The organism is Pseudolactococcus plantarum (assembly GCF_002441715.1).
GTDB classification, from domain to species: Bacteria; Bacillota; Bacilli; order Lactobacillales; family Streptococcaceae; genus Pseudolactococcus; species Pseudolactococcus plantarum.
The window spans coordinates 95234-115549 of the sequence record NZ_JXJX01000008.1; the positions used below are offsets into that span (position 1 = coordinate 95234).

Annotated in this window: 22 protein-coding genes; 4 read left to right on the forward strand and 18 right to left on the reverse strand. The window is 36.5% G+C overall.

The genetic code is table 11. The annotated features are described in order from the left end of the window. Positions 1–105: 105 nt before the first annotated feature. The 11 genes from RU87_RS06500 to RU87_RS06550 all read right to left on the reverse strand — a co-directional run bounded on the left by RU87_RS06500 (position 106) and on the right by RU87_RS06550 (position 9817). Complete coding sequence (locus RU87_RS06500) at positions 106–960, reverse strand: carbon-nitrogen hydrolase family protein (RefSeq protein ID WP_068162909.1); 855 nt, start codon at positions 958–960, stop codon at positions 106–108. Between the two features lies 1 nt (position 961). After that, on the reverse strand, positions 962–1897 hold the full coding sequence (locus RU87_RS06505) for a D-2-hydroxyacid dehydrogenase (RefSeq protein ID WP_068162906.1): 936 nt from the start codon (positions 1895–1897) through the stop codon (positions 962–964). Positions 1898–1900: 3 nt separating this feature from the next. Further along, complete coding sequence (locus tag RU87_RS06510) at positions 1901–2329, reverse strand: GNAT family N-acetyltransferase (protein ID WP_068162904.1); 429 nt, start codon at positions 2327–2329, stop codon at positions 1901–1903. Positions 2330–2350: 21 nt separating this feature from the next. Continuing rightward, complete coding sequence (locus RU87_RS06515; protein ID WP_231860442.1) at positions 2351–3592, reverse strand: MFS transporter; 1242 nt, start codon at positions 3590–3592, stop codon at positions 2351–2353. Between the two features lie 13 nt (positions 3593–3605). Further along, positions 3606–4352 (reverse strand): amino acid ABC transporter ATP-binding protein, encoded by a 747-nt coding sequence (locus tag RU87_RS06520; RefSeq protein ID WP_068162903.1) that lies wholly within the window; start codon positions 4350–4352, stop codon positions 3606–3608. Positions 4353–4406: 54 nt separating this feature from the next. Further along, positions 4407–5375 (reverse strand): NAD(P)-dependent oxidoreductase, encoded by a 969-nt coding sequence (locus RU87_RS06525; RefSeq protein ID WP_068162901.1) that lies wholly within the window; start codon positions 5373–5375, stop codon positions 4407–4409. Between the two features lie 3 nt (positions 5376–5378). Continuing rightward, positions 5379–6620 carry an aminotransferase-like domain-containing protein gene (locus RU87_RS06530; protein WP_068162900.1) on the reverse strand — a complete coding sequence of 414 codons (1242 nt, stop codon included), beginning with the start codon at positions 6618–6620 and terminating at the stop codon, positions 5379–5381. A 19-nt stretch (positions 6621–6639) separates the two neighbouring features. After that, complete coding sequence (locus RU87_RS06535) at positions 6640–7377, reverse strand: amino acid ABC transporter ATP-binding protein (RefSeq protein ID WP_068162899.1); 738 nt, start codon at positions 7375–7377, stop codon at positions 6640–6642. Beyond that, positions 7374–8084: an amino acid ABC transporter permease gene (locus tag RU87_RS06540; RefSeq protein ID WP_068162898.1), complete on the reverse strand. Its 711-nt coding sequence runs from the start codon at positions 8082–8084 to the stop codon at positions 7374–7376. Before RU87_RS06540 ends, RU87_RS06535 begins: the two co-directional genes overlap by 4 nt. An 84-nt stretch (positions 8085–8168) precedes the next feature. Beyond that, positions 8169–9011: a transporter substrate-binding domain-containing protein gene (locus RU87_RS06545; RefSeq protein ID WP_231860441.1), complete on the reverse strand. Its 843-nt coding sequence runs from the start codon at positions 9009–9011 to the stop codon at positions 8169–8171. After that, entirely contained in the window at positions 9008–9817 is an 810-nt protein-coding gene (locus RU87_RS06550) for an amino acid ABC transporter permease (protein WP_082782171.1), read from the reverse strand. The genes RU87_RS06545 and RU87_RS06550 overlap by 4 nt, the downstream gene beginning before the upstream one ends. 450 nt (positions 9818–10267) lie before the next feature. Between RU87_RS06550 and RU87_RS06555 the strand changes: the two genes are divergently transcribed. Continuing rightward, positions 10268–10723 (forward strand): Lrp/AsnC family transcriptional regulator, encoded by a 456-nt coding sequence (locus RU87_RS06555; protein WP_068162896.1) that lies wholly within the window; start codon positions 10268–10270, stop codon positions 10721–10723. 112 nt (positions 10724–10835) lie between these two features. Here RU87_RS06555 and RU87_RS06560 read toward each other — a convergent pair whose 3' ends face one another. The 5 genes from RU87_RS06560 to RU87_RS06580 form a co-directional block, all read right to left on the reverse strand. Next, positions 10836–11723, reverse strand: coding sequence for a Jag family protein (locus RU87_RS06560; protein ID WP_068162894.1), 888 nt, complete (start codon positions 11721–11723; stop codon positions 10836–10838). 55 nt (positions 11724–11778) lie between these two features. Further along, the gene (gene yidC / locus RU87_RS06565; protein WP_068162888.1) at positions 11779–12594 is read right to left on the reverse strand and encodes a membrane protein insertase YidC; all 816 of its coding nucleotides are present in this window, start codon (positions 12592–12594) and stop codon (positions 11779–11781) included. 51 nt (positions 12595–12645) lie between these two features. Further along, positions 12646–12990 (reverse strand): ribonuclease P protein component, encoded by a 345-nt coding sequence (gene rnpA / locus RU87_RS06570; protein WP_068162877.1) that lies wholly within the window; start codon positions 12988–12990, stop codon positions 12646–12648. A 108-nt stretch (positions 12991–13098) separates the two neighbouring features. Then, on the reverse strand, positions 13099–14496 hold the full coding sequence (argH, locus tag RU87_RS06575; protein ID WP_096835829.1) for an argininosuccinate lyase: 1398 nt from the start codon (positions 14494–14496) through the stop codon (positions 13099–13101). A 263-nt stretch (positions 14497–14759) separates the two neighbouring features. Beyond that, positions 14760–15968 carry an argininosuccinate synthase gene (locus RU87_RS06580; protein ID WP_068162873.1) on the reverse strand — a complete coding sequence of 403 codons (1209 nt, stop codon included), beginning with the start codon at positions 15966–15968 and terminating at the stop codon, positions 14760–14762. Between the two features lie 359 nt (positions 15969–16327). Between RU87_RS06580 and RU87_RS06585 the strand changes: the two genes are divergently transcribed. After that, positions 16328–16903 (forward strand): DUF1836 domain-containing protein, encoded by a 576-nt coding sequence (locus RU87_RS06585; protein WP_068162868.1) that lies wholly within the window; start codon positions 16328–16330, stop codon positions 16901–16903. After that, complete coding sequence (locus RU87_RS06590) at positions 16893–17750, forward strand: DegV family protein (protein ID WP_068162865.1); 858 nt, start codon at positions 16893–16895, stop codon at positions 17748–17750. The genes RU87_RS06585 and RU87_RS06590 overlap by 11 nt, the downstream gene beginning before the upstream one ends. 165 nt (positions 17751–17915) lie before the next feature. On the opposite strand, the gene RU87_RS06595 is transcribed toward RU87_RS06590, so the two are convergent. Together RU87_RS06595 and RU87_RS06600 are read right to left on the reverse strand one after the other, a co-directional pair. Further along, positions 17916–18275 (reverse strand): rhodanese-like domain-containing protein, encoded by a 360-nt coding sequence (locus RU87_RS06595; protein WP_068162863.1) that lies wholly within the window; start codon positions 18273–18275, stop codon positions 17916–17918. Beyond that, a complete protein-coding gene (locus RU87_RS06600; protein WP_425268493.1) occupies positions 18272–18697 on the reverse strand; it encodes a MarR family winged helix-turn-helix transcriptional regulator in 426 nt (141 codons plus the stop codon). Before RU87_RS06600 ends, RU87_RS06595 begins: the two co-directional genes overlap by 4 nt. Positions 18698–18872: 175 nt before the next feature. Between RU87_RS06600 and mnmE the strand changes: the two genes are divergently transcribed. After that, complete coding sequence (gene mnmE, locus RU87_RS06605; RefSeq protein ID WP_068162860.1) at positions 18873–20240, forward strand: tRNA uridine-5-carboxymethylaminomethyl(34) synthesis GTPase MnmE; 1368 nt, start codon at positions 18873–18875, stop codon at positions 20238–20240. The last annotated feature ends 76 nt before the right edge of the window (positions 20241–20316 follow it).

Below are 20316 nucleotides of genomic sequence, written 5' to 3' on the forward strand. Positions count from 1 at the left end.
TAAGCCTCATACTTAACCTATCAAAGCAGTCGTTACACATTCGTATCATATGAAAAAAGACAGATATGCGTCATCTGCTTTTCCTATCCATCTTAGACCTATTGTTTAACATGACTTATCTTGCTTATCAGCATTTTCTGACAAGTCATATGCAGCAATCTGACGATTCTCTAATGTCTGCATCCTACCTCTAACTTCATCTAGGCTATCCAGGTCAATCTCAGCGTATAAGATTTGTTCCCCATCTGCTGCGCGAGCAACTACCGTTCCCCACGGATTAACGACTAAACTATTCCCATAGGCTAACATCTTGGCATTTTGGCCATGTTGATCCGCTGCAACCATGTAAACACCATTTTCAATCGCTCTCGCTCGCAAAAGTACTTCCCAATGATCTTTGCCTGTCATCAAGTTGAAATCTGAAGGATTAAAAATAATTTGAGCACCTTTTAGTGCCAACAAACGATGCAACTCTGGAAATCTCAGATCGTAACAAATCGCAAACCCTAATTTACCAAGTGGCGTATCAACGACTACCAACTCATTACCAGAAGCCACGGTGTCAGATTCCCTGTAAACATTACCAGATGGATCTGTGATGTCAAAGGTATGAATCTTTCTATATTTTCCTACCACTTCACCTTGATCGTTAAATAAATAGCTTGTATTGTAATGTTTGTTTGAATCTGGAATGGTCTCAGACCAAGATCCCCCGTGTATATAGACACCTAAACTTTTTGCCAAATGCGAGATTAACCGAAACGTTTCACCACCATCATTTTCTGAATAACTGGGTACACGCGTGTCAATCACATTCATCACTTCTGGAAAAGCAATGAGTTTAGCACCCTCTTTGGCAGCTGTTCTGATCATCTTTTCAATTTTTTCCAAATTATTTTTTAAATGATCACTTGTTTGCAATTGCACCACTGCTATTTTATATTGTCTTAATGCTGTCATTTTAGTACCCCAACTCTAAATCAACACGATTCCGAATTACTTTATCTTGTAAAAAATCCGACAATACACCTGAAAATATAGCCATTGCACGAGGTAGATAGTCATCTATATCTCCTGCAGAATGCGGTGTTATCAGCACATTTGGCAAATCCCAAAATGGTGATTGTGCTGTTAAAGGTTCTTTTTCAAATACGTCTAATCCAGCAAAAGACAATTTCCCGTTTGTTAAATTTTCAAGTAAAGCTGTTTCATCAACCGTTTCTCCCCTTGAGATATTGATAAAACAGCTTCCTTGTTTCATAGCCGAAAATGTTTGATGGTCGAATAAGTGAAACGTTTCCGAGGTCAAAGGCGTTAACAGGACGACGATGTCTGCTTGTGAAATCGCTTGAGACAATTCTGACGTCACATACATATGTTCAAAGTTTTTTTGAGGCTGACCTGTCCGGGAAACTCCAATTACATTCATACCCAAAGCCACAGATTTCGAAGCTAATGCTTGTCCAATAGCCCCAGCACCTACAATACAAAGTTGACTACCACTAACAGTTCCTAAAGACACCTCTCCTTGTGACCAGTGATGTGCTATTTGAGATGTATACGCATGTCTAATCCCACGTGTATACGATAAAATCATAGCAAGTGCATGTTCACTCATAAATTCTGCATGCATACCACGACTATTCGTTAATATGATATCATGCTCTTTTAAATAGTCAAAGGGCATCTTATTAACACCAGATGATAAGGTGAAAATGAGTTTGAGATTAGGAAAATGTCTTAAAAACTCTACAGATATATTGGGGGTTGAGATTAAGCAATCAACTTCAAGAAACACACCCTCAAGTTCTTGGTCAACAATTAAAATTTCTTGTGAAAACTTTGTTTCATACTCTGCTTTTTGTTCAGGCGTTAAGGTATGCATCAGTGCAATCATTTCTTAAATCTCCTTTTCCATATAAGTTAAATCTCGACGAAAGCTAAACCCTTGGCTCTGCCAGAACTCTTGAGCTTTATCATTTTCAATAAAACAGACTAAATTGACTTTTTTAATCCCTTCTATTTTAAGTGACCGCAAAACTTCTGTTAACATAGCCTTACCTATTCCATGATAATGCATATCGGTGCGCACAGTTGCATGATAAATAAATCCTCGTCTACCATCATTTCCAGATAACATACAGCCTAGTATACTGCCACTTTTCTCAGCGACAAAACAGGTTGTTGGATTACGCTTTAAAAAAGCAGCTATACCCGATTCACTATCGTCCCATTGACGCAAACCTACTCCTGGCACACTGTTCCAAAGCAACCAGATTTGCTCAAAGTCAGATAACTGTAACAGGCGTATCTTAATTTTATCACACATCCTTTACCAACTTTCTAATGTTTAAAAAAGTAATTTGTGATATTTCATCACAATCCCTAAGGTCAAGGCTACAAAAATACCCGAAATTAGATACATCTGTTCAAACCCCACTTGCATTGCAACAAACCCCCAGATCATAGCACCACTGCCATAAGCCACATCTAATGACGCTGAAAATATCGCCGTTGCACGCCCACGCTGATGATCGCTGACATGATTTAAAACAACCGCATTCATAATAGGCAATACACTCGCAAAACCAATACCATATAGACTACCAGCTAGTAAAAAACTGATTAAAGTTGTGCTTTTAGAAACCAATATTAAGGATGCAATAATAAAGCATAGACTAATAAAAACAACCTTTGAAGTCTTAATTGTTACTAAAAACTTAGGATATATCAAACGCATCAGTACCGTTACAAGTGCATTTACCGTAAAATAATACCCAATATTTGATACATTTCGTTCAATTGCAAACTGTGAAACGAAAGCTGTAACACCAGAATTTGCTAAACAAACAATCGATAAAATTAAACTAGGTACCAGTACTGGCACACTCAATAGCCCTTGTTTAGGCGATAATCTGTGTGCTTTAGCCTGTCTTAGATCATTTGCTAAATTATCCTTGTTAGTCAATCGTTGGTTGAGTTGAGGTTTGGTTATTTTTTGTTCATAATGATCAGATACCAGCAAACTTGCCAAAAAAGCGATAACAGTTAGTAATAACCCAACAAAAAACAAAGAATTGAAGCCATAATTCTGAACTAGATATAAGCCAATCAACGGACCAATTGCTTGAGGTAGGGTCTGCGCAATACTAAAGTAGCCTAACCCCACAGATAAACGATTTCTAGGTATTAAATCACTTGCTAACGTACCAACAGCTGTATTTTCAATACCCAAAGCAGCACCTTGAACCAATCTTAAGAAAAATAAAAAACCAAGTTGATGGTTAAGATTTAAGACCAAAAAATCTGCAACCAGAACCGCCATACCTATTATCAAAATTAATTTGCGACCAAATTTATCTAATAAGCCTCCGATAGGTATTCTCAAGCATAAAGCTGAAAGGCCTAGAATACCCACAATAGTCCCAGCATCTCCTTTGGTTCCGCCAAGATGCGCCACATATAAAGGCAAAGTCCCCATCTGCGTAGTAATAGCTGTCCCTGCCAGAAAAGAAATGAGCATCACCAACAATAAGTCTTTGGATAGAATCTTTTCATGCGTCAATTCAAGTTTTTTTTGAGAAAATACCACTTATTTGACCCGCCTAACTAAAATTCAAGCGCGATAAAAACTCTTGAGTTCGCTGCTCTTTCGGATGATTGAATACCTCATCTGGTGTCCCAGATTCTAAAACTTTACCATCTGCCATAAAAATAATTTTGTCAGCAACTTCATAAGCAAATTGCATCTCATGTGTCACGATAATCATCGTTCTACCACTCGCGGCAAGTTCTTTCATGATGGCAAGCACTTCGTCTACTAATTCAGGATCTAAAGCAGAAGTCGGCTCGTCAAACAACATCAATTCAGGCTCCAAAGCCATCGCTCTAGCAATCCCAATCCTCTGTTGTTGACCTCCTGATAACTGACTTGGATAGGCAGAAGCTTTATCAGCTAGCCCAACTTTTTCAAGTGCTTTCATCGCCACTGACATTGCCTTTTTTTTCGGTACTTTTCGCACTGTAACCAATCCCTCCATAACATTTTGAAGTATGGTCATATGTTTAAACAATTCATAGCCTTGAAAAACCATAGCAGTATTCATCCGAATCGCTTTGATTGATTTTTTAGTCGCAGCACTAAAATCAACACGATTATCTCCTAAAATAATCCTGCCAGCATTAGCACGTTCCAAAAAATTAATGCAGCGCAGAAATGTCGTTTTCCCAGATCCGGATGGTCCTAAAATGCAAACCACTTCACCTTCTTGAACAACAACATTCACTCCTTTTAAAATTTTGTGATTACCAAAACTTTTATGAACATCTGTAATTTCAATTTGATTTGCCATACTTCCACCCCTTTTAATTATATCTCAACTCAGATCTACGCTTAATCTGATAGTCTATGCAACAATGTTCAGGTTTTCTTCATTATTCACTACTGCAACTGCATTATCTAAGGCAGTTTCAACGATTTCACGCACTGCTAAACCCGTAAAGTAGGCAATATGTGGTGTAATCAATACATTTGGGAAAGCCACAAGTTGTTTAACTAGCGGATTTTCACTCCACCCAGTTAAAAAATACTTTTCTTCATCTTCAATTGCATCAATCCCTAATCCACCAATTTTCCCTACCTCTAAAAAAGGGATCAACGCTTGAGTATCAATTATTGCGCCACGTGCTGTATTAATTAGTATGGCATTTTCTTTCATCTGGTCAAACACATCAGTTGAAAATAAATGATAATTTTTAGTTGAAGCAGGAATATGAATCGAGATAACATCTGATTTTTGGATAAGTGCTTCAAAACTCACATACTTAAGTCCTCGTGCTTTTAAACTAAGATTTTCACGTGTTGCACAAGCAATCACATTTGCGCCCATAGCCATGAGATTATCAGCAACAAGACTACCAATTCTACCAGTTCCTAAAATACCAATCGTAACATCTGATAACTCTCGACCTAAATGTGCTTTTCTATTATCATGATTCAAATAACTTGGTACATTACGAAGTGTCATTAATATTAGCATCACTGCAAAGTGTCCAACTGATGTTGGACTGTAGCCTGGTACATTTGTGACTGTCAGCTGATGTTGTTTGGCAAAATCAAAATTAATCCCATCTACTCCTGTTGATTTGATAGACAATACCTTGATGCCATTCTCCTCAAGTTTTTGGTATAGTCTAGGTTGTGTTGCCATTTCCTGGCTTGGATATAAACAAATGCCGTCAAACCCTTTTGTTTGATCAACATTATCTATGCTCAGATTTTCAGTGACAACTTTTACAACTGTTTGATGCTGCTTAGCCCACATATCTATGAATAATTTTTCTTGCTCATTTGCCCCCATAAAGATTAATTTCATAAGTTACATTACCTCTTTTTCAAGTGCCTTTACTGAAGTTGATAAATTTGCTGACTGTAATGCTTCATTGATAATATTGATCCCTTTGCGAATCTCATCTAATGTTGGTTTTGTAAAGTTTAATCTGAAATAGTTATCAAACCCTTCTTGCGCTACACTCATTACATTTCCTGGGATAATCGCAACTTGGTGTTCAATCAAATAATCATAAAACTTAGCAATATCAACAGTTGAAGATAGTTTTCCACATAAGAAATAACCACCTGCTGGTTTAATATAAGTCATCAAATCTGGAGAAATTTTATCTAGTTCATCCATCATGAGCAAATATTTTTCTTTATATAATTCTCGTAAGCCATCAATATGTGCTTCAAAATCATAATCAATCATGAACTTTGCAGCAACTAGTTGCCAATATTGGTTAGTATGTGAATCACTGGTCTGTTTCCCTAACAAAATCATCTCATATGCACCTTTGGGAATGACTAAGAATCCTACACGGCTAGATGGCGCTAAAATTTTAGAGAACGAGCCCGAATAGATCACGATACCGGCTTTGTCAAAAGATTTAATTTTTGGAATGTGTTCCCCAACGTATAAGAGATCACCATAAGGATCATCCTCAAATATCATAACACCATAGGCTTTGGCCAATTCATATACCCGTTTTCGATCTTCGAGTGGCATTGAAGTCCCCAACGGATTCTGGAATGTCGGAATCAGATAGATTAATTTAATCTTTTTTTCAACATCTGCAACTAAAGCCGCCTCTACTAAATCTAAATCTATCGATTCACCTTTCATTGGTATCGCAAGAGGTTCAGCACCATAAGCACGAATACTATTTACCGCACCTGAGAATGTTTGTGATTCACAAATAACCACGTCACCTTCATTGCAAAATGCCTTGATTGTCAAATCCATCCCCTGAGTCGATCCCGATACAACCATCAACTCATCTGCTTCACTATCATAAGCATTCACAACAGCAGATAACCGCTGTCCTAATACTGATAAAAATTCTGGATGACCTTCTGATGGACCGTACTGTAGAAAAGTTTCATGATTATCTAGATCATAAAGTTTTTGAGAAATCTCTGCAAGTTTATGACTAGGAAAAGCCGCTTCTGGCGGGAAACCATAGGCAAACGAAATCACGTCTGGATGTTCCATATTTTTTCGGGCATTAGCACGCAATGGATTTACCTTAATTTTTGAAATACGATTTGAAAATTGATAATTCATAATTCCTCCATATTCATACTTAAGCATTTGTGTATCGTGATAAAAATGCTTTCGTTCGACTTTCTTTTGGATGATTGAACAACGCATCAGGTGTGCCTTGTTCTACAACCACACCGCCTTCCATAAACACAACCTTATCTGAGACTTCATATGCAAACTGCATTTCATGTGTGACAACGACCATTGTGACACCAGATTTTGCGATATCTTTCATTAACGCGAGCACCTGTCCAACTAACTCTGGATCTAGAGCACTTGTTGGCTCATCAAATAAAATGACATCTGGATTGATAGCTAATGCTCGTGCAATACCTATTCGCTGTTGTTGACCACCTGATAATTGTGACGGGTAAAAATCAGCTCTATTTAATAGAGATACCTTATCTAACACTTCGACAGCACGTTTTTCAGCATCTACCTTAGATAATTTTTGTGCCAACATTAAAGGTAGCATGATATTTTCTTTTGCCGTTTTATTAGCAAATAATGCATAGTTTTGAAAAACCATTGCTGTTTTACGACGAACAGATAATATCTCTTTTTTCTTCACACTTTTAAATTCGACCGTTTGACCATCAACGGTCAGCTCACCCTCATCTGCCGACTCTAAAAAATTAAGACATCTCAAGAAAGTCGTTTTCCCAGAACCAGAAGGTCCCAAGATGCAAATAACTTGGCCTGGTTCAACTGTTAAGTCCACCCCTTTCAGTACTTCATTTGCACCAAAACGCTTATGAACATTTTTTGCTGTCATCATGCGGCATCCCTCCGAAGTCTACTATTTAAATTACGCTCTAACATCCCCGCTCCCTGTTCAATAAAAATATTGATAATCCAGTAAATTAGCGCGACTGCCAAGTAAGCCTCTAAAAACCGATAATTTTGTTGTGCAGAAATTTTTGCTGCTGCAAAGATATCCACAACACCAACCATTGATACTAAAGCAGACGCCTTAACCAAACCAATTAAAGTATTACTCATCATCGGTAAGGCGACTGGCAGCGCTTGAGGTAAAATAATTCTAGTAATAATTTGAAATGTTCCCATCCCAATCGATTTTGCAGCATCCTGTTGACCTTTCCCAATTGAGGCAAACGTTCCACGAAATGTTTCGCTCAAACCAATCGTTGATAAGATAGATAAGCAGAATATAGGAATCAGCAGTGGATTGATATCTTTAAACTTCATATGCCAACCAACATTTACAGCAAATTGATCAAATGTTTTAGCAAAAATCAAATAGGTAGCAAGTAGAATCAAGACAATTGGAATTGCTTTTAGCACAGTGAATAGTCCTGCTAAAAATTGGGATAAAACTGGTACCTTATAAAACCTTATCAAAGCAATGATTAAGCCTAGAAATAAACCGATGAACAACGCACTTAGTGCGACTTCAAGCGTTGTGCCGATATATTTACTAGCAATCTTTAAACTTTTGAGAAAAACTTCAAACTTAAAACTCATAGACTTGACTCCTCACTTTGTCGGTTTCTAATTCAAAATGAACTAAAAGCTGAACTTGCTATCCTAGGTGAGTAACTATTCATGTTAACCTTTTGGTACGTAGTCTCCACCTAGATATTTTTTAGATAATTTCAGTATCGTGCCATCTTCTTTCAATTTTGCCATTTCATCATTGACTGCTTTTTGTAATTTTTCATCTGCTTTTTTATTAAATAAGATATAAGCTTTAGACTTATTAACCGGCGTTTTACCAATTACAAAATTAACACCATAGTTTTTCACATACAAATCGTTTGAATATTTCGGTGCTAAGGTTGCATCAACTGCACCAGATTTAATAGCTTCCACAATTTGCTCATTTGTATATTCTCCATAAACAAGAGTAAAAGCATCTTTGTGCGCTTTCAAGTAATTTTCAGCCATTGCTGCTTGGTTGGTACCTGTTGTAACATAAACCTTTTTACCTTTTAGCTCATCAAATGAATCTAGCGCTTTGCCTTTATCACCATTAGTCACAATAAACGTATCCCAGTCTGTATAAGGCACTGTACCGTAGGTGAATTTTTGCTTACGTTCATCATTCACTTCAAACTGGAAACTAGCAATCATTGCTTTCCCAGACTCTAAGTTTGATAAAGTAGTTGGAAAATCACCGCCAATAAATTTAAATTTGTACTCAGGTAATGCCTTATCGACCGCTTCCATCAATTTCACATCAAGCCCATCATATTGGTTATCTTCATTAAGATATGCAAACGGTAGACTAGCATTCCCTGTAGCGACCGTGACAGTTGTAACACCTTTATCACTTGTATCATCAGCTTTGTCTGCTTTTTTACCACAAGCAGTTAAAGTAAAGAGAATCGTTGCACAAGTTAGTGTAACAGTCAGTTTTCCTACGATATTCTTTTTCATTAATTGAGTCATAATACTTCCTCCGATAAAGTTTTTTTAGTCACAATAGTTTGTGATGCTTTTTGAGATGAGTGAACTTGATCTACTTTGGATTTCCGTTTTCTATTGAATAAGCTAACTCTTCTACGACTCGCAACTAGATCATAGTTGGTTTTCTTTTCAATCCATTTAAATAATAACTCGAGTACAATACTACAAAATATAAATATTATTGCTGCATCAACATACCCCTCAAAAATATGCATTGTCACAGCACCCAGTGCCTGCGCACGACCGATGACATCTAATACACCGATTGTAAAAGCTAATGAGGTGTCTTGCAACAAACTAATTGTTGCTGTACCAAAACTAGGTACTGCAACTTTGATAGCCTGTGGCAAGATAACTTTAAGATAAGCTTGTTGCTTAGTCAAGCCTGATGCTAACGAAGCCTCCAATTGATTTTGTGGGACACTTAGAATTGCGGCACGAATTGTCTCTGATTGAAAAGCTGCTGTATTGAGACCATAAGTGACATAAAGATAATACATTTTGTCTAGATCTCTAATATCAAGGCCAATCATTTTCAACATTTCTGGCAATCCATAAAATACGATGAATAGCTGCACAAGTATAGGAGTACCTCGAATAAAGGAGACAAACACAGCTGAAAGTTGTGATAAAACAGGTACTTTTTCAATGCGTATCATTGCAATTAAAGCACCAAGTACTAAGCCAATTATTGTAGCAACAAACACAATCATAAGGGTTGTTGGTAAAGCAGATAAAATCTTTGGAAAATATTTTTCCGCCAATTCTATGTTAAACAGTTGGTTCATGCAATCTCCTTTTCAAAAAAATAAATTCTCTTAAATTTCGATGCTCAAACCCTTACCATTTATAAACTGTTTTTTAATTTTCTCCTTTCTAAAATTCAAGAGCAAAAACGAGTTTATGATGTACAACTGATTCAAACATTTTCAAGATTAGATTTTGAGTCATCAACTGATTACTTTGATGTTTACAATCTTAACCCATTTATAAACTAAAAACAATAGAATTTTCTGATTTTTCTGATTATTAGTATAGTAAACTAGTTTATGACTTAAAATTTAGTTGAAAGCGGTATTATTTTTATATTATTAACCATAAATTTTAGATTTTCGGCATTCGTGTTATAAAAAGTGACGCAAAAAATCTTTTTTCATCCCAAATTTACATTTATTCAATTTTATGATAAAATTGTGTCATATTTTATGACAACAACTATACTTTTAGGAGAAAATAATATGAATTTAGATAATATTGATATCAAGATATTAAATATTTTGCAAAGAAACAGTCGGGAGCCATTAAAATCAATCGCTCAGCAGTGCTTCATTTCTTCTCCTTCTGCTTCTTCTCGCATACAAAAACTAGAGAAGTATATTATAAAGAATTATCGACTAGTCATAGATTATGAGAAACTGGGATATCAAATCAAGGCGTTTATAAATGTTTCATTGAAATCAGATAACAAAAAAGAGTTCATCCATTTAGTACAGGACATTCCAAATGTTTTAGAGGTTGATAATATAACCGGAAATTATGATTTCATTCTGAAGGTTTTGTTTAAAGACGTTCATGAATTAGAAAAATTTCTCATTAAACTTAAACGATTTGGTCAAACAAATACAAATATTGTTTTCACAACACAAGTCGAAAATCGTGGTATGATCCATGATGAATCACACTTTGAAGATTAAACCTGTTTATTAATGACTTTGGGATAGAGCATTCATTTTATCACATATAAAAAAAGCTCTCAGTAATATAAACTGAGAGCTTTTTAGCTTTTATCTATTTGTTAGTGATCGGTTATGCTTTTGTGACAAGGATATATCGGCCACCATGTTTGCCGACTGATTCACTCTTGATGCCAGGTTCATGCGCAATGATTGCATGAACGATCTTACGTTCATTGCTTTGTAAATCATTGATATAGACCGTCTCCCCCTCAGCTGCACGTTTAACCGCATGGTGCGCCAAACTTGTAATATAGACTTTACGCTTCTCATAATAATCACCGACATTAACTGCCACTGTAATGCGTTCATCAGTCAAACTATTGGCATAAGCCTTGGCAAGCACTTGAAACGCTTGTAGAATTTTTCCGTGCTTACCAATTAACAAACCATCTTGAGTAGACTTGAGTGTAAAAATAGTCAACTCGCCACTTTGTGCCACAGAAACTGTTGCCGGCACACCCATATCTTGGGTAATAAGTGTTAAGTATTTTGCAACTTCTTTAATCACTTTATTTTGACCAGACGTCAAGTTTGTTTCATCAGCATTGACATCTAATCCTTGAGTTAGCGTCTTTTTTTCAGCAATATCAAGTTTAGCTTCCTCAATAATGGCATCCCTATCTTCTTGAGATAACTCTCCTGCACTTGCTTTTTCAGCAGCTTTAACAGCCTTTACGACTTGAGATAACTCAACTGTAGCCTCCATAGCAGATTGTACTTTAGGTGATTCTGCAATAAAATCGGCAGATAGCCCACGAGTCGCTAACCGATCAGCTTGACGAACAGTATCTTCATGGATAGGCTCAATATTAACGCGTGCCCGTTTTTTCCCAATACCCAAAAAACCTTTTTTATCTTTTTGCTCAATTTGAATATGAACAGTTTCTCGTTTGACACCTAGCTTTTTTAATCCACGTTCGATCGCTTCGTCTATTGTTTTACCAGTAAAAATAGCCATACAATTAACTACTCCTTCCCATAGGGTTACTAACTAAAATATGCTGTGACAAGTATCATTTCTTTTTCTTCTTAGCATTCATTAACGCTTTTTGCTTACGTTTTTCTTTATCCTTTTCAGCTTTGACTTTAGCTTGTCTTTCTTCTTGAATTTTAAAAGGATTATTTAATAATAAAGTTTGGAATACTTGATAAGCGTTTGAAACAGTCCAATATAAGGCAACCCCTGATGCAACCGTAAGGCCCATTACAAAAATCATGATTGGCATGAGATAAGTCATACTAGTTGTCATCGCATTTTTTTCAGGTGCTGCTTTCATTGTTAACCATGAACTTGCAAAAGTAAACACTGCTGCAAGAACTGGTAAAATGAAATACGGATCATGACCAGCAATATTAAACCAAAGGAAATGACCATCTCTTAAAAAATGTACACGCGTAATCGCTTGATACAAGGCCCATAAAATCGGCATTTGAACAAGAAGTGGGAGACACCCCATGTATGGATTAACATTATTTTGTGCATAAATCTCTTGCGTTTTTTCCGCAATGATACGTTTACTTTCTTTATCTTTACCTGGGTACTGTGCTTGAAGCTTTTTTAGTTCAGGTTGAACATCTTGCATCTTACGCGTTGATTTCATTTGAATATGCATCAAAGGTAATAAAACTGTTCTGATAATCAAGGTAAATAAAATAATACCTACACCCACAAGACCGCCAAACGATAAGAAGTGAATAATCTCTGCAAATCCGTAAACAAATTTTTCCCAGATACCACTTGTTTGTCCAGTAATATCTGAACGACCACATCCTGCTAGGATTAATAATCCTAAAGCTGATATAGCTGATAATTTAAGTTTTCTTTTCACGTTTTTCCTTTTCCTAAACCTACCCCTTGATAATTTTAGCACCCTAATCCATTAATCTTTTTGATATATTTTTGATAGGTTTAATACATGAACCAAATTTTTTTGAATCTCATCAAATGTTAATGTTTCCACACCTTTTCGACAGATAATGACAAAATCCACTTTTGACAATTCTGGAGTTAGGGGGGCTAAAGCATGTCTAACAAGCCGTTTAACTCGATTACGAACCACGGCATTCCCTAATTTTTTACTTACCGACACTGCAGCCCTAAAATGGCCCAAATCTGATGGCAGCTGATAGATAATAAATTTTTTATTAGCAGTCGATTTTTTAGCATAAAAAATACGATCAAAATCTTTCTTTTTTTTTACTCGTAATGCTTTCTTAAGCGCCAAAATACTTTCTCCTACTATAAGTTATCATTGTCATTCTACCATAAAACCCCAAAAAATGCACCTTGTTATAGGTCCATTCCTGATATATCTACTTGTTATTTAAAGGGGTTAGTTGCTAGAAACTGATGACTCATTTTTCAAAGTTTCTTTTGCCAAGTCAATTTGCATCTTCACTTGATCAAATCCTGTGCCACCAAATGAAGTTCGTCTAGCAACTGCTGTGCGAGAGTTTAAGGTATCGTAAATATCTGCCTCGATCAGTTCTGATACTTCTTGATAACGTGTTAAAGGGACATCTTGCAAGTAGTGGCCTGCTTTACTACACTCTAATACCATCTCACCGACAATTTCGTGCGCTTTTCTAAAAGGTAAGCCTTTAGCTGCTAAATAGTCTGCTAATTCTGTCGCATTTGAAAAATCTTTTTCAGTCGATTCAGCCATAACTGACGTGTTAACTGTCATCGTCGCTAACATACCACTCATAACATCTAAGCTGGTTAAGATTGTCTCTGCAGTATCAAACATGCCTTCTTTATCTTCTTGTAAATCCTTGTTGTAAGCCAAAGGTAAAGATTTCATCACTGTCAGTAAACCAAACAGATTACCATAAACACGACCAGATTTCCCACGGATTAATTCAGCCATATCAGGATTTTTTTTCTGTGGCATAATAGATGATCCTGTTGAAAAGGCATCTGATAAAGTCACAAATTGGTATTCATGGCTACACCAAAGAATGATCTCCTCACAGAATCGTGATAAGTGCATCATGAGGATACTTGCATTACTTAAAAACTCTAAAATAAAGTCACGATCACTCACTGCATCTATTGAATTGACATAGAGGTCACTAAACCCCATCAAAGCTGCAGTTTCTTTTCGATCGATAGGAAAAGTCGTACCTGCTAATGCTGCAGCACCTAAAGGTGAAATATCAGCGTGCTTCATATTAAAGGCAAAGCGTTCTGCGTCTCGCGTTAACATACTGTAATATGCCATGATATGGTGACCAAACGAAATAGGCTGGGCATGCTGTAGATGCGTATATCCTGGCATAATCGTTTCAACATGATCAGATGCTAATGCCACTAAAACTTCCCGTAAATTTTGCAACTTATCTTGAGTCTCTACTAATGTGTCTTTTATCCAAAGGTGCATATCTGTCGATACCTGATCATTACGTGAACGTGCTGTATGTAACTTACCAGCTACCGATCCGATTTCCGTATGCAGATAAGTTTCCATATTCATATGAATATCTTCGTTTTCAATCTTGAATTCGATTTGGCCTGCTTCATATTTGGCCTCAACTTTTCTGATACCTGCTTTAATCTCTTCGGCTTCTTGGTCAGTTAAAATACCTGTTGATGCAAGCATGGTCACATGGGCAAGACTACCTTTTAAATCTTGACGCGCCATTTTCTGATCAAAAGTAATTGATGCACCAAACGCTTCTGTTTTCTTATCTAATCCAGCTTCAAAACGGCCACCCCATAATTTTGCCATACTATTCTCCATAATTTCTATATTTACTATATTTACAGTATACTCAAAGTCAAATTATTTTACTACTCTGATATCTATTTTTGATAATTTTATTTATTAAAAAAGCGCTTATGATAGCGCCTTTTGATGAAATTGTAGGTCTCTGACTACGATTAATTTCATGCATATTTTATGACTAATCGGCATCACTGTAACGATTATTAGTCCAACTCATTCAAATCCAGTTCCCTGACTTAGTTTATTTGATGGTTGCTTTAAACAAATTATTTTTCTTTATCTAATTTATCCCATACTTGCGCATTAACTTGTGATGGTAGACCCCATAACTTGATAAACCCTACTGCTGCATCTTGATCAAATTCGTCGGCTGCTGTATAAGTTGCTAAATTCTCATCATAAAGTGAATTAGGTGATTTTCTACCGATACAAATTGCATTCCCTTTATAAAGTTTTACTTTTACCGTACCATTAACAACTTCTTGTGTGCTATCGATATAAGCTTTCAACGCATCTGTCGCTGGATTAAACCAAAGCCCATTATAAATCGTATTTGATAATTCATTTTCGATCACTGGTTTAAAATGAGAGACTTCACGAACAAATGTGATATCTTCAATGTCTTTATGTGCTTTCAAAATAACAGTCGCACCTGGACATTCGTAAATTTCACGTGATTTAATCCCAACTAAACGGTTTTCAACATGGTCGATACGTCCGATACCGTGTTTCCCAGCAATGACATTCACATCATTGATCAACTGATATAAGGGAAGTTTTTTCCCGTCAAGTGCAACTGGAATCCCTTTTTCAAACGTTAACTCGATAAATTCTGCTTGATCCGGTGCGTTTTCAATTGATGTTGTCATGAAGAAAGCGTCCTCTGGACATTCATTCCATGGATTTTCTAAAATACCAGCTTCTATCGCACGACCCCATAAGTTCATATCGATTGAATATGGGTTATCAAGATCAGCAGGCACTGGAATTCCATTAGCTTTAGCATATTCGATTTCAGCTTCACGTGACCATTTCCATTCACGAACTGGCGCGAGTACTTTTAGTTCAGGAGCTAGGGAATGAATGGCAACCTCAAAACGAACTTGGTCATTTCCTTTTCCGGTACAGCCATGAGCAATCCCTGCTGCTCCTGTCTCACGCGCAACATCAACCAATGCTTTTGAAATTAACGGACGAGATAATGCTGAAACAAGTGGGTACTTTTGCTCATACATGAGATTACCTTTGATTGCATACCCAACATAATTATGTGTAAAGTCTTCTTTAGCATTAATAACGTAAGATTCAATCGCACCAACTGTCAACGCTTTTTCTTTGATAAAATCTAGATCTTTTCCTTCACCAACGTCTAAACAAGCTGCTACAACATCATACCCTTCATCTACAAGCCATTTGATCGCAACGGATGTATCTAATCCACCTGAATAAGCTAATACTATTTTTTCTTTTGCCATTATTATCACCTCTAAATATTTTGTTTCTTGATTATATATTCATTATAGTGCATAAAAATACATATGTCAAGTGTTTTTATTGCATATTTTTCAAAAAGTATGCAATAAAATTAACAATATGCGGATATTCATACAATATCCTTTACAAATATGGACTTTTTGGATAAAAGAAAGATAGCTGACACCCAAGTGCTAGTCCTTTATCATGCTTTACCTAATATCCTAATATGCTGGTGCTTATTTTTGACAAGCAAATGATTAAGAAGTGGTATCAATTTGCATTATTTCTATTTTATAGTAAACTAGACCTAGTATCTAAAACTACATAATACACTATTCAACTAGAAAGTATACAACCTATGTCAACACTTTTTTCTGATTCCAAATGGGGAAATCAAATAGAAACAGCAGCATTACCACGCTGGGATGAACTACCGGATATAGAACTCTATATGGACCAAGTCATCAACCTAGTAAGTAAATATTTGGGACCTATTTTATCTCACCAAGATCAACCTATGTTGACCAAATCGATGGTCAACAACTATGTTAAATTAGGCCTAATACCCGCACCTGTCAAAAAGAAATACTCCCGTGTACACCTAGCTTTTCTAATTGCTATCACGCTATTAAAACAAGTCCTGACAATACCCGAAATTAAGACCGGTATCATTTATCAAGGCCGTATTAGTGGCATACACGAAGCTTATAACATTTTTTGTGATGTCTTAGAGTCATCTCTAAACGTTGTTGGAAAACAAGTCCAAAGCATTGAGACTACAGGGCTATTCGCAAAACAAATCTCACCAGAATTCTTTATCGTCACAGCAGCGACATCATCACTTGCCACAAAACTGTTGGCACAAAAAAGTATTGAACTTGCTGAAAGTTTGGCGATTATGGAACACACAGAGGAGGGTTTAATTGACAAATAAAAAAATTGCCATCCTAGTTGATTCAGGATGTGATGTCCCAAATGCTCTAGCACAAGCAAATAATATATATGAAATTCCCTTAAAAATTATCTATGAAACTGAATCGTTTACAGATAAGGTTACCATTACTGCTGAAGAAATTTATGATCGATTGCCAACCGAAATACCCAAGACTTCATTACCTGAAGGGGCAGTTATCCAAGAGATCTTTAAAAAAATCATAGCAGATGGGTATGAGCAATTGATCGCCATCACCATATCCAGTGGACTCTCAGGCACCTTTAACTCAATCAGACTGATTGCACAAGATTTTCCACAACTTGAGACGTTCATGTTTGATACGAAAAATATCGGGATTGGCGCTGGATCACACGCTATTAAAGCAGCAGAACTCATTACACAAGGTGCTACTTTTGAAGAGATTACAAACAATTTATCACATAGCACAGATAAAAGTAAGATCTTTTTTAGTGTTGCAACATTAGAATACCTCCAAAAAGGAGGCCGCATCGGTCTTGTAAGCGCTGTGCTTGGTAATGCACTCAAACTCAATCCAATTATCACGTGTAACGAAGCCGGTGTTTATCACACTGTTGCCAAATCACGTGGTCGTAAAAAAAGTCTAGAAAAAACGGTTAGTTTAGTAAAAGAGTTTGTTGGTAATCATCAAAATGTTAGACTGCTTGTTGCCCACGGCAATGCTGAACCAGAAGCATTGGTGTTGGTCGATGTCTTAAAAAAAGAAATCCCACAAGCAAACGAAATCCTAGTTGACCAAATATCTCCAGCACTTGTCGTGCACACAGGCCCTGGTTTGATTGGTCTTGGCGCTCAATTATTAGATTAAACAGTTAGATCATAAAAAGCATCCGTTCATGAGGCAGATGCTTTTTAATATAGTCAGCAAGCTGATATCAAAAATCAACAAGTTTTACTATTAGTTTGCTTTTGCTTTTGTTTTTGTTTAGAGACCAAGTCCCGTTCGCTTACTTAGACCATTCTTATCATTTTGTTAAACTAGACTCTCAGCAGGTAGGGTTAATTCATTCCAAGCACTAATACCACCACTTAATTCTTTGACGTCATACCCTTCTTTCAATAACATAATACTTGCTTTTTTACCCATATGACACCATACATCCCAACAGTAAACAATAATCAATTTATCTTTTGGTAGCTTATCTAAGTTTTCTGCTAAAACAGTTAATGGTATATCGATAGCTCCTGCTATTTTCGTTTTTTTCAAATGAGGTGGCGCATTTCTAACATCAACCACTATGTAATCAGTTGGATTTTGTTTTTTATATTGCATCAAATCCATAGGGCTAATTGATAATTTAATTTGTAATTCTAAAAAAGCTATTTCATTCATTTTCTCTCTCCTCGATTCATAGCAGCATTTATGCGCTCGAAAACTTTCTTTTGGGCAAGTGTCATGTTACCAATGACTTCTTTTTCAACTTCTTCCATTTCAATCCACATTTTTTCAACAATCTCTCTACCTTTGACTGTTAAAGTAATTAAATTCTGTCTTCTGTCTTTTGGATTACTTTCTCTATTGATCAATTCCTTTTTTTCAAGCACATCAATGAGCTGCATCATTGTTGTTCTATCAACAACCATTTTTATCCCAATTTCTTTTTGAGTTAGCTTGGGTGTCTTATACACCACAGATAAAATACCATATTCTCTTGCATCAATACTATATATAGATAGCCTTTCAGTAAATAGCTCATTCATGCTTTGAGAAATCTTACTTAACGTATACCCCCAAGAGTCAAAAACATCATACAAATCGATCACCTCCATAGATAGTCAATTAAACTGACTATTAATATGATACACTAACTGAAAGTGATTGTCAATATATTAAGCATATAGCATGACAATAGTTATAGTCCAATAGCAAGTTGATATATAGCATACAGTCTCATTGCTGTTTTACAGATTTTAAGATAAAATAAGAGGTATGATAACTAAAGAATTTGATACGATTGTTGCAATCTCTACACCTCTTGGCGAAGGGGCGATTGGGATTGTCAGACTTTCAGGACAAGAGGCGATTCAAATTGCTGATAAAGTCTTCAAGGGTAAGGCTTTGGCAGACTGCGAGACACATACGCTGAATTATGGGCATATAGTTGAAGAGACACGTGTACTAGATGAAGTGATGGTTGGTGTGATGAAAGCACCTAAAACGTTCACTAGAGAAGATGTTGTTGAAATCAACACGCATGGCGGTATTGCAGTTATGAATGAAATCTTGCAACTTCTCTTGCGTAATGGTGCACGTATGGCTGAACCAGGTGAATTTACTAAACGTGCCTTTTTAAATGGTCGAATGGATCTCTCACAAGCAGAAGCCGTCATGGACCTCATCCGTGCCAAAACTGATCAGGCGATGTCGATTGCTGTGCAACAGTTAGATGGTAGTTTATCATCCTTGATCAACAATACACGTCAGAATATCCTTGAAACACTCGCGCAAGTTGAGGTGAATATTGATTATCCAGAATACGATGACGTAGAAGAATTGACCACAAAATTACTTCGTGAAAAAACAGCTGAGTTTAGACACTTACTCGATAACCTGCTTAAAACAGCTAAACGCGGTAAAATTCTTCGTGAAGGGCTTTCTACTGCTATCATCGGGCGTCCTAATGTCGGTAAGTCTAGTTTACTCAACCATCTACTTAGAGAAGAAAAAGCGATTGTCACGGATATTGCAGGTACAACGCGTGATGTGATAGAAGAGTATGTTAATATTAATGGCGTACCATTAAAACTAGTGGATACCGCAGGTATTCGCGAAACTGATGACATCGTGGAGCAGATTGGTGTAGAACGCTCACACAAAGCATTAACTGAAGCCGATTTAGTATTACTGCTACTTAATGCTAGCGAGCAACTAAGTGACCAAGATGAGGCTTTATTAGCCTTGACACAAGAGACTAACCGGATCATCTTACTCAATAAAACAGATTTACCCGAAAAGATTGATTTATCAAAATTACCAGACGATATCATCAAAATTTCGGTACTCAAAGATACAAATATTGATAAGATTGAAGACCGTATCAATACACTCTTTTTTGACAACGCTGGTATAGTTGAACAGGATGCTACATATCTCTCTAACTCTCGACATATCGCCTTAATAGAGCAGGCACTGGCCTCATTAGATGCGGTAAATGACGGACTTGATATGGGAATGCCTGTCGATCTTGTCCAAGTTGACATGACTAGAACATGGGAAGTTCTCGGTGAAATCACTGGAGATAGTGCACCAGATGAATTAATTACACAGTTATTTAGCCAATTTTGTCTAGGAAAATAACGATGACTATAAAAAGACCAAGCACATCAGTTGATGTACTTGGTCTTTTAGTTGATAGAAGACTAACATATGAATT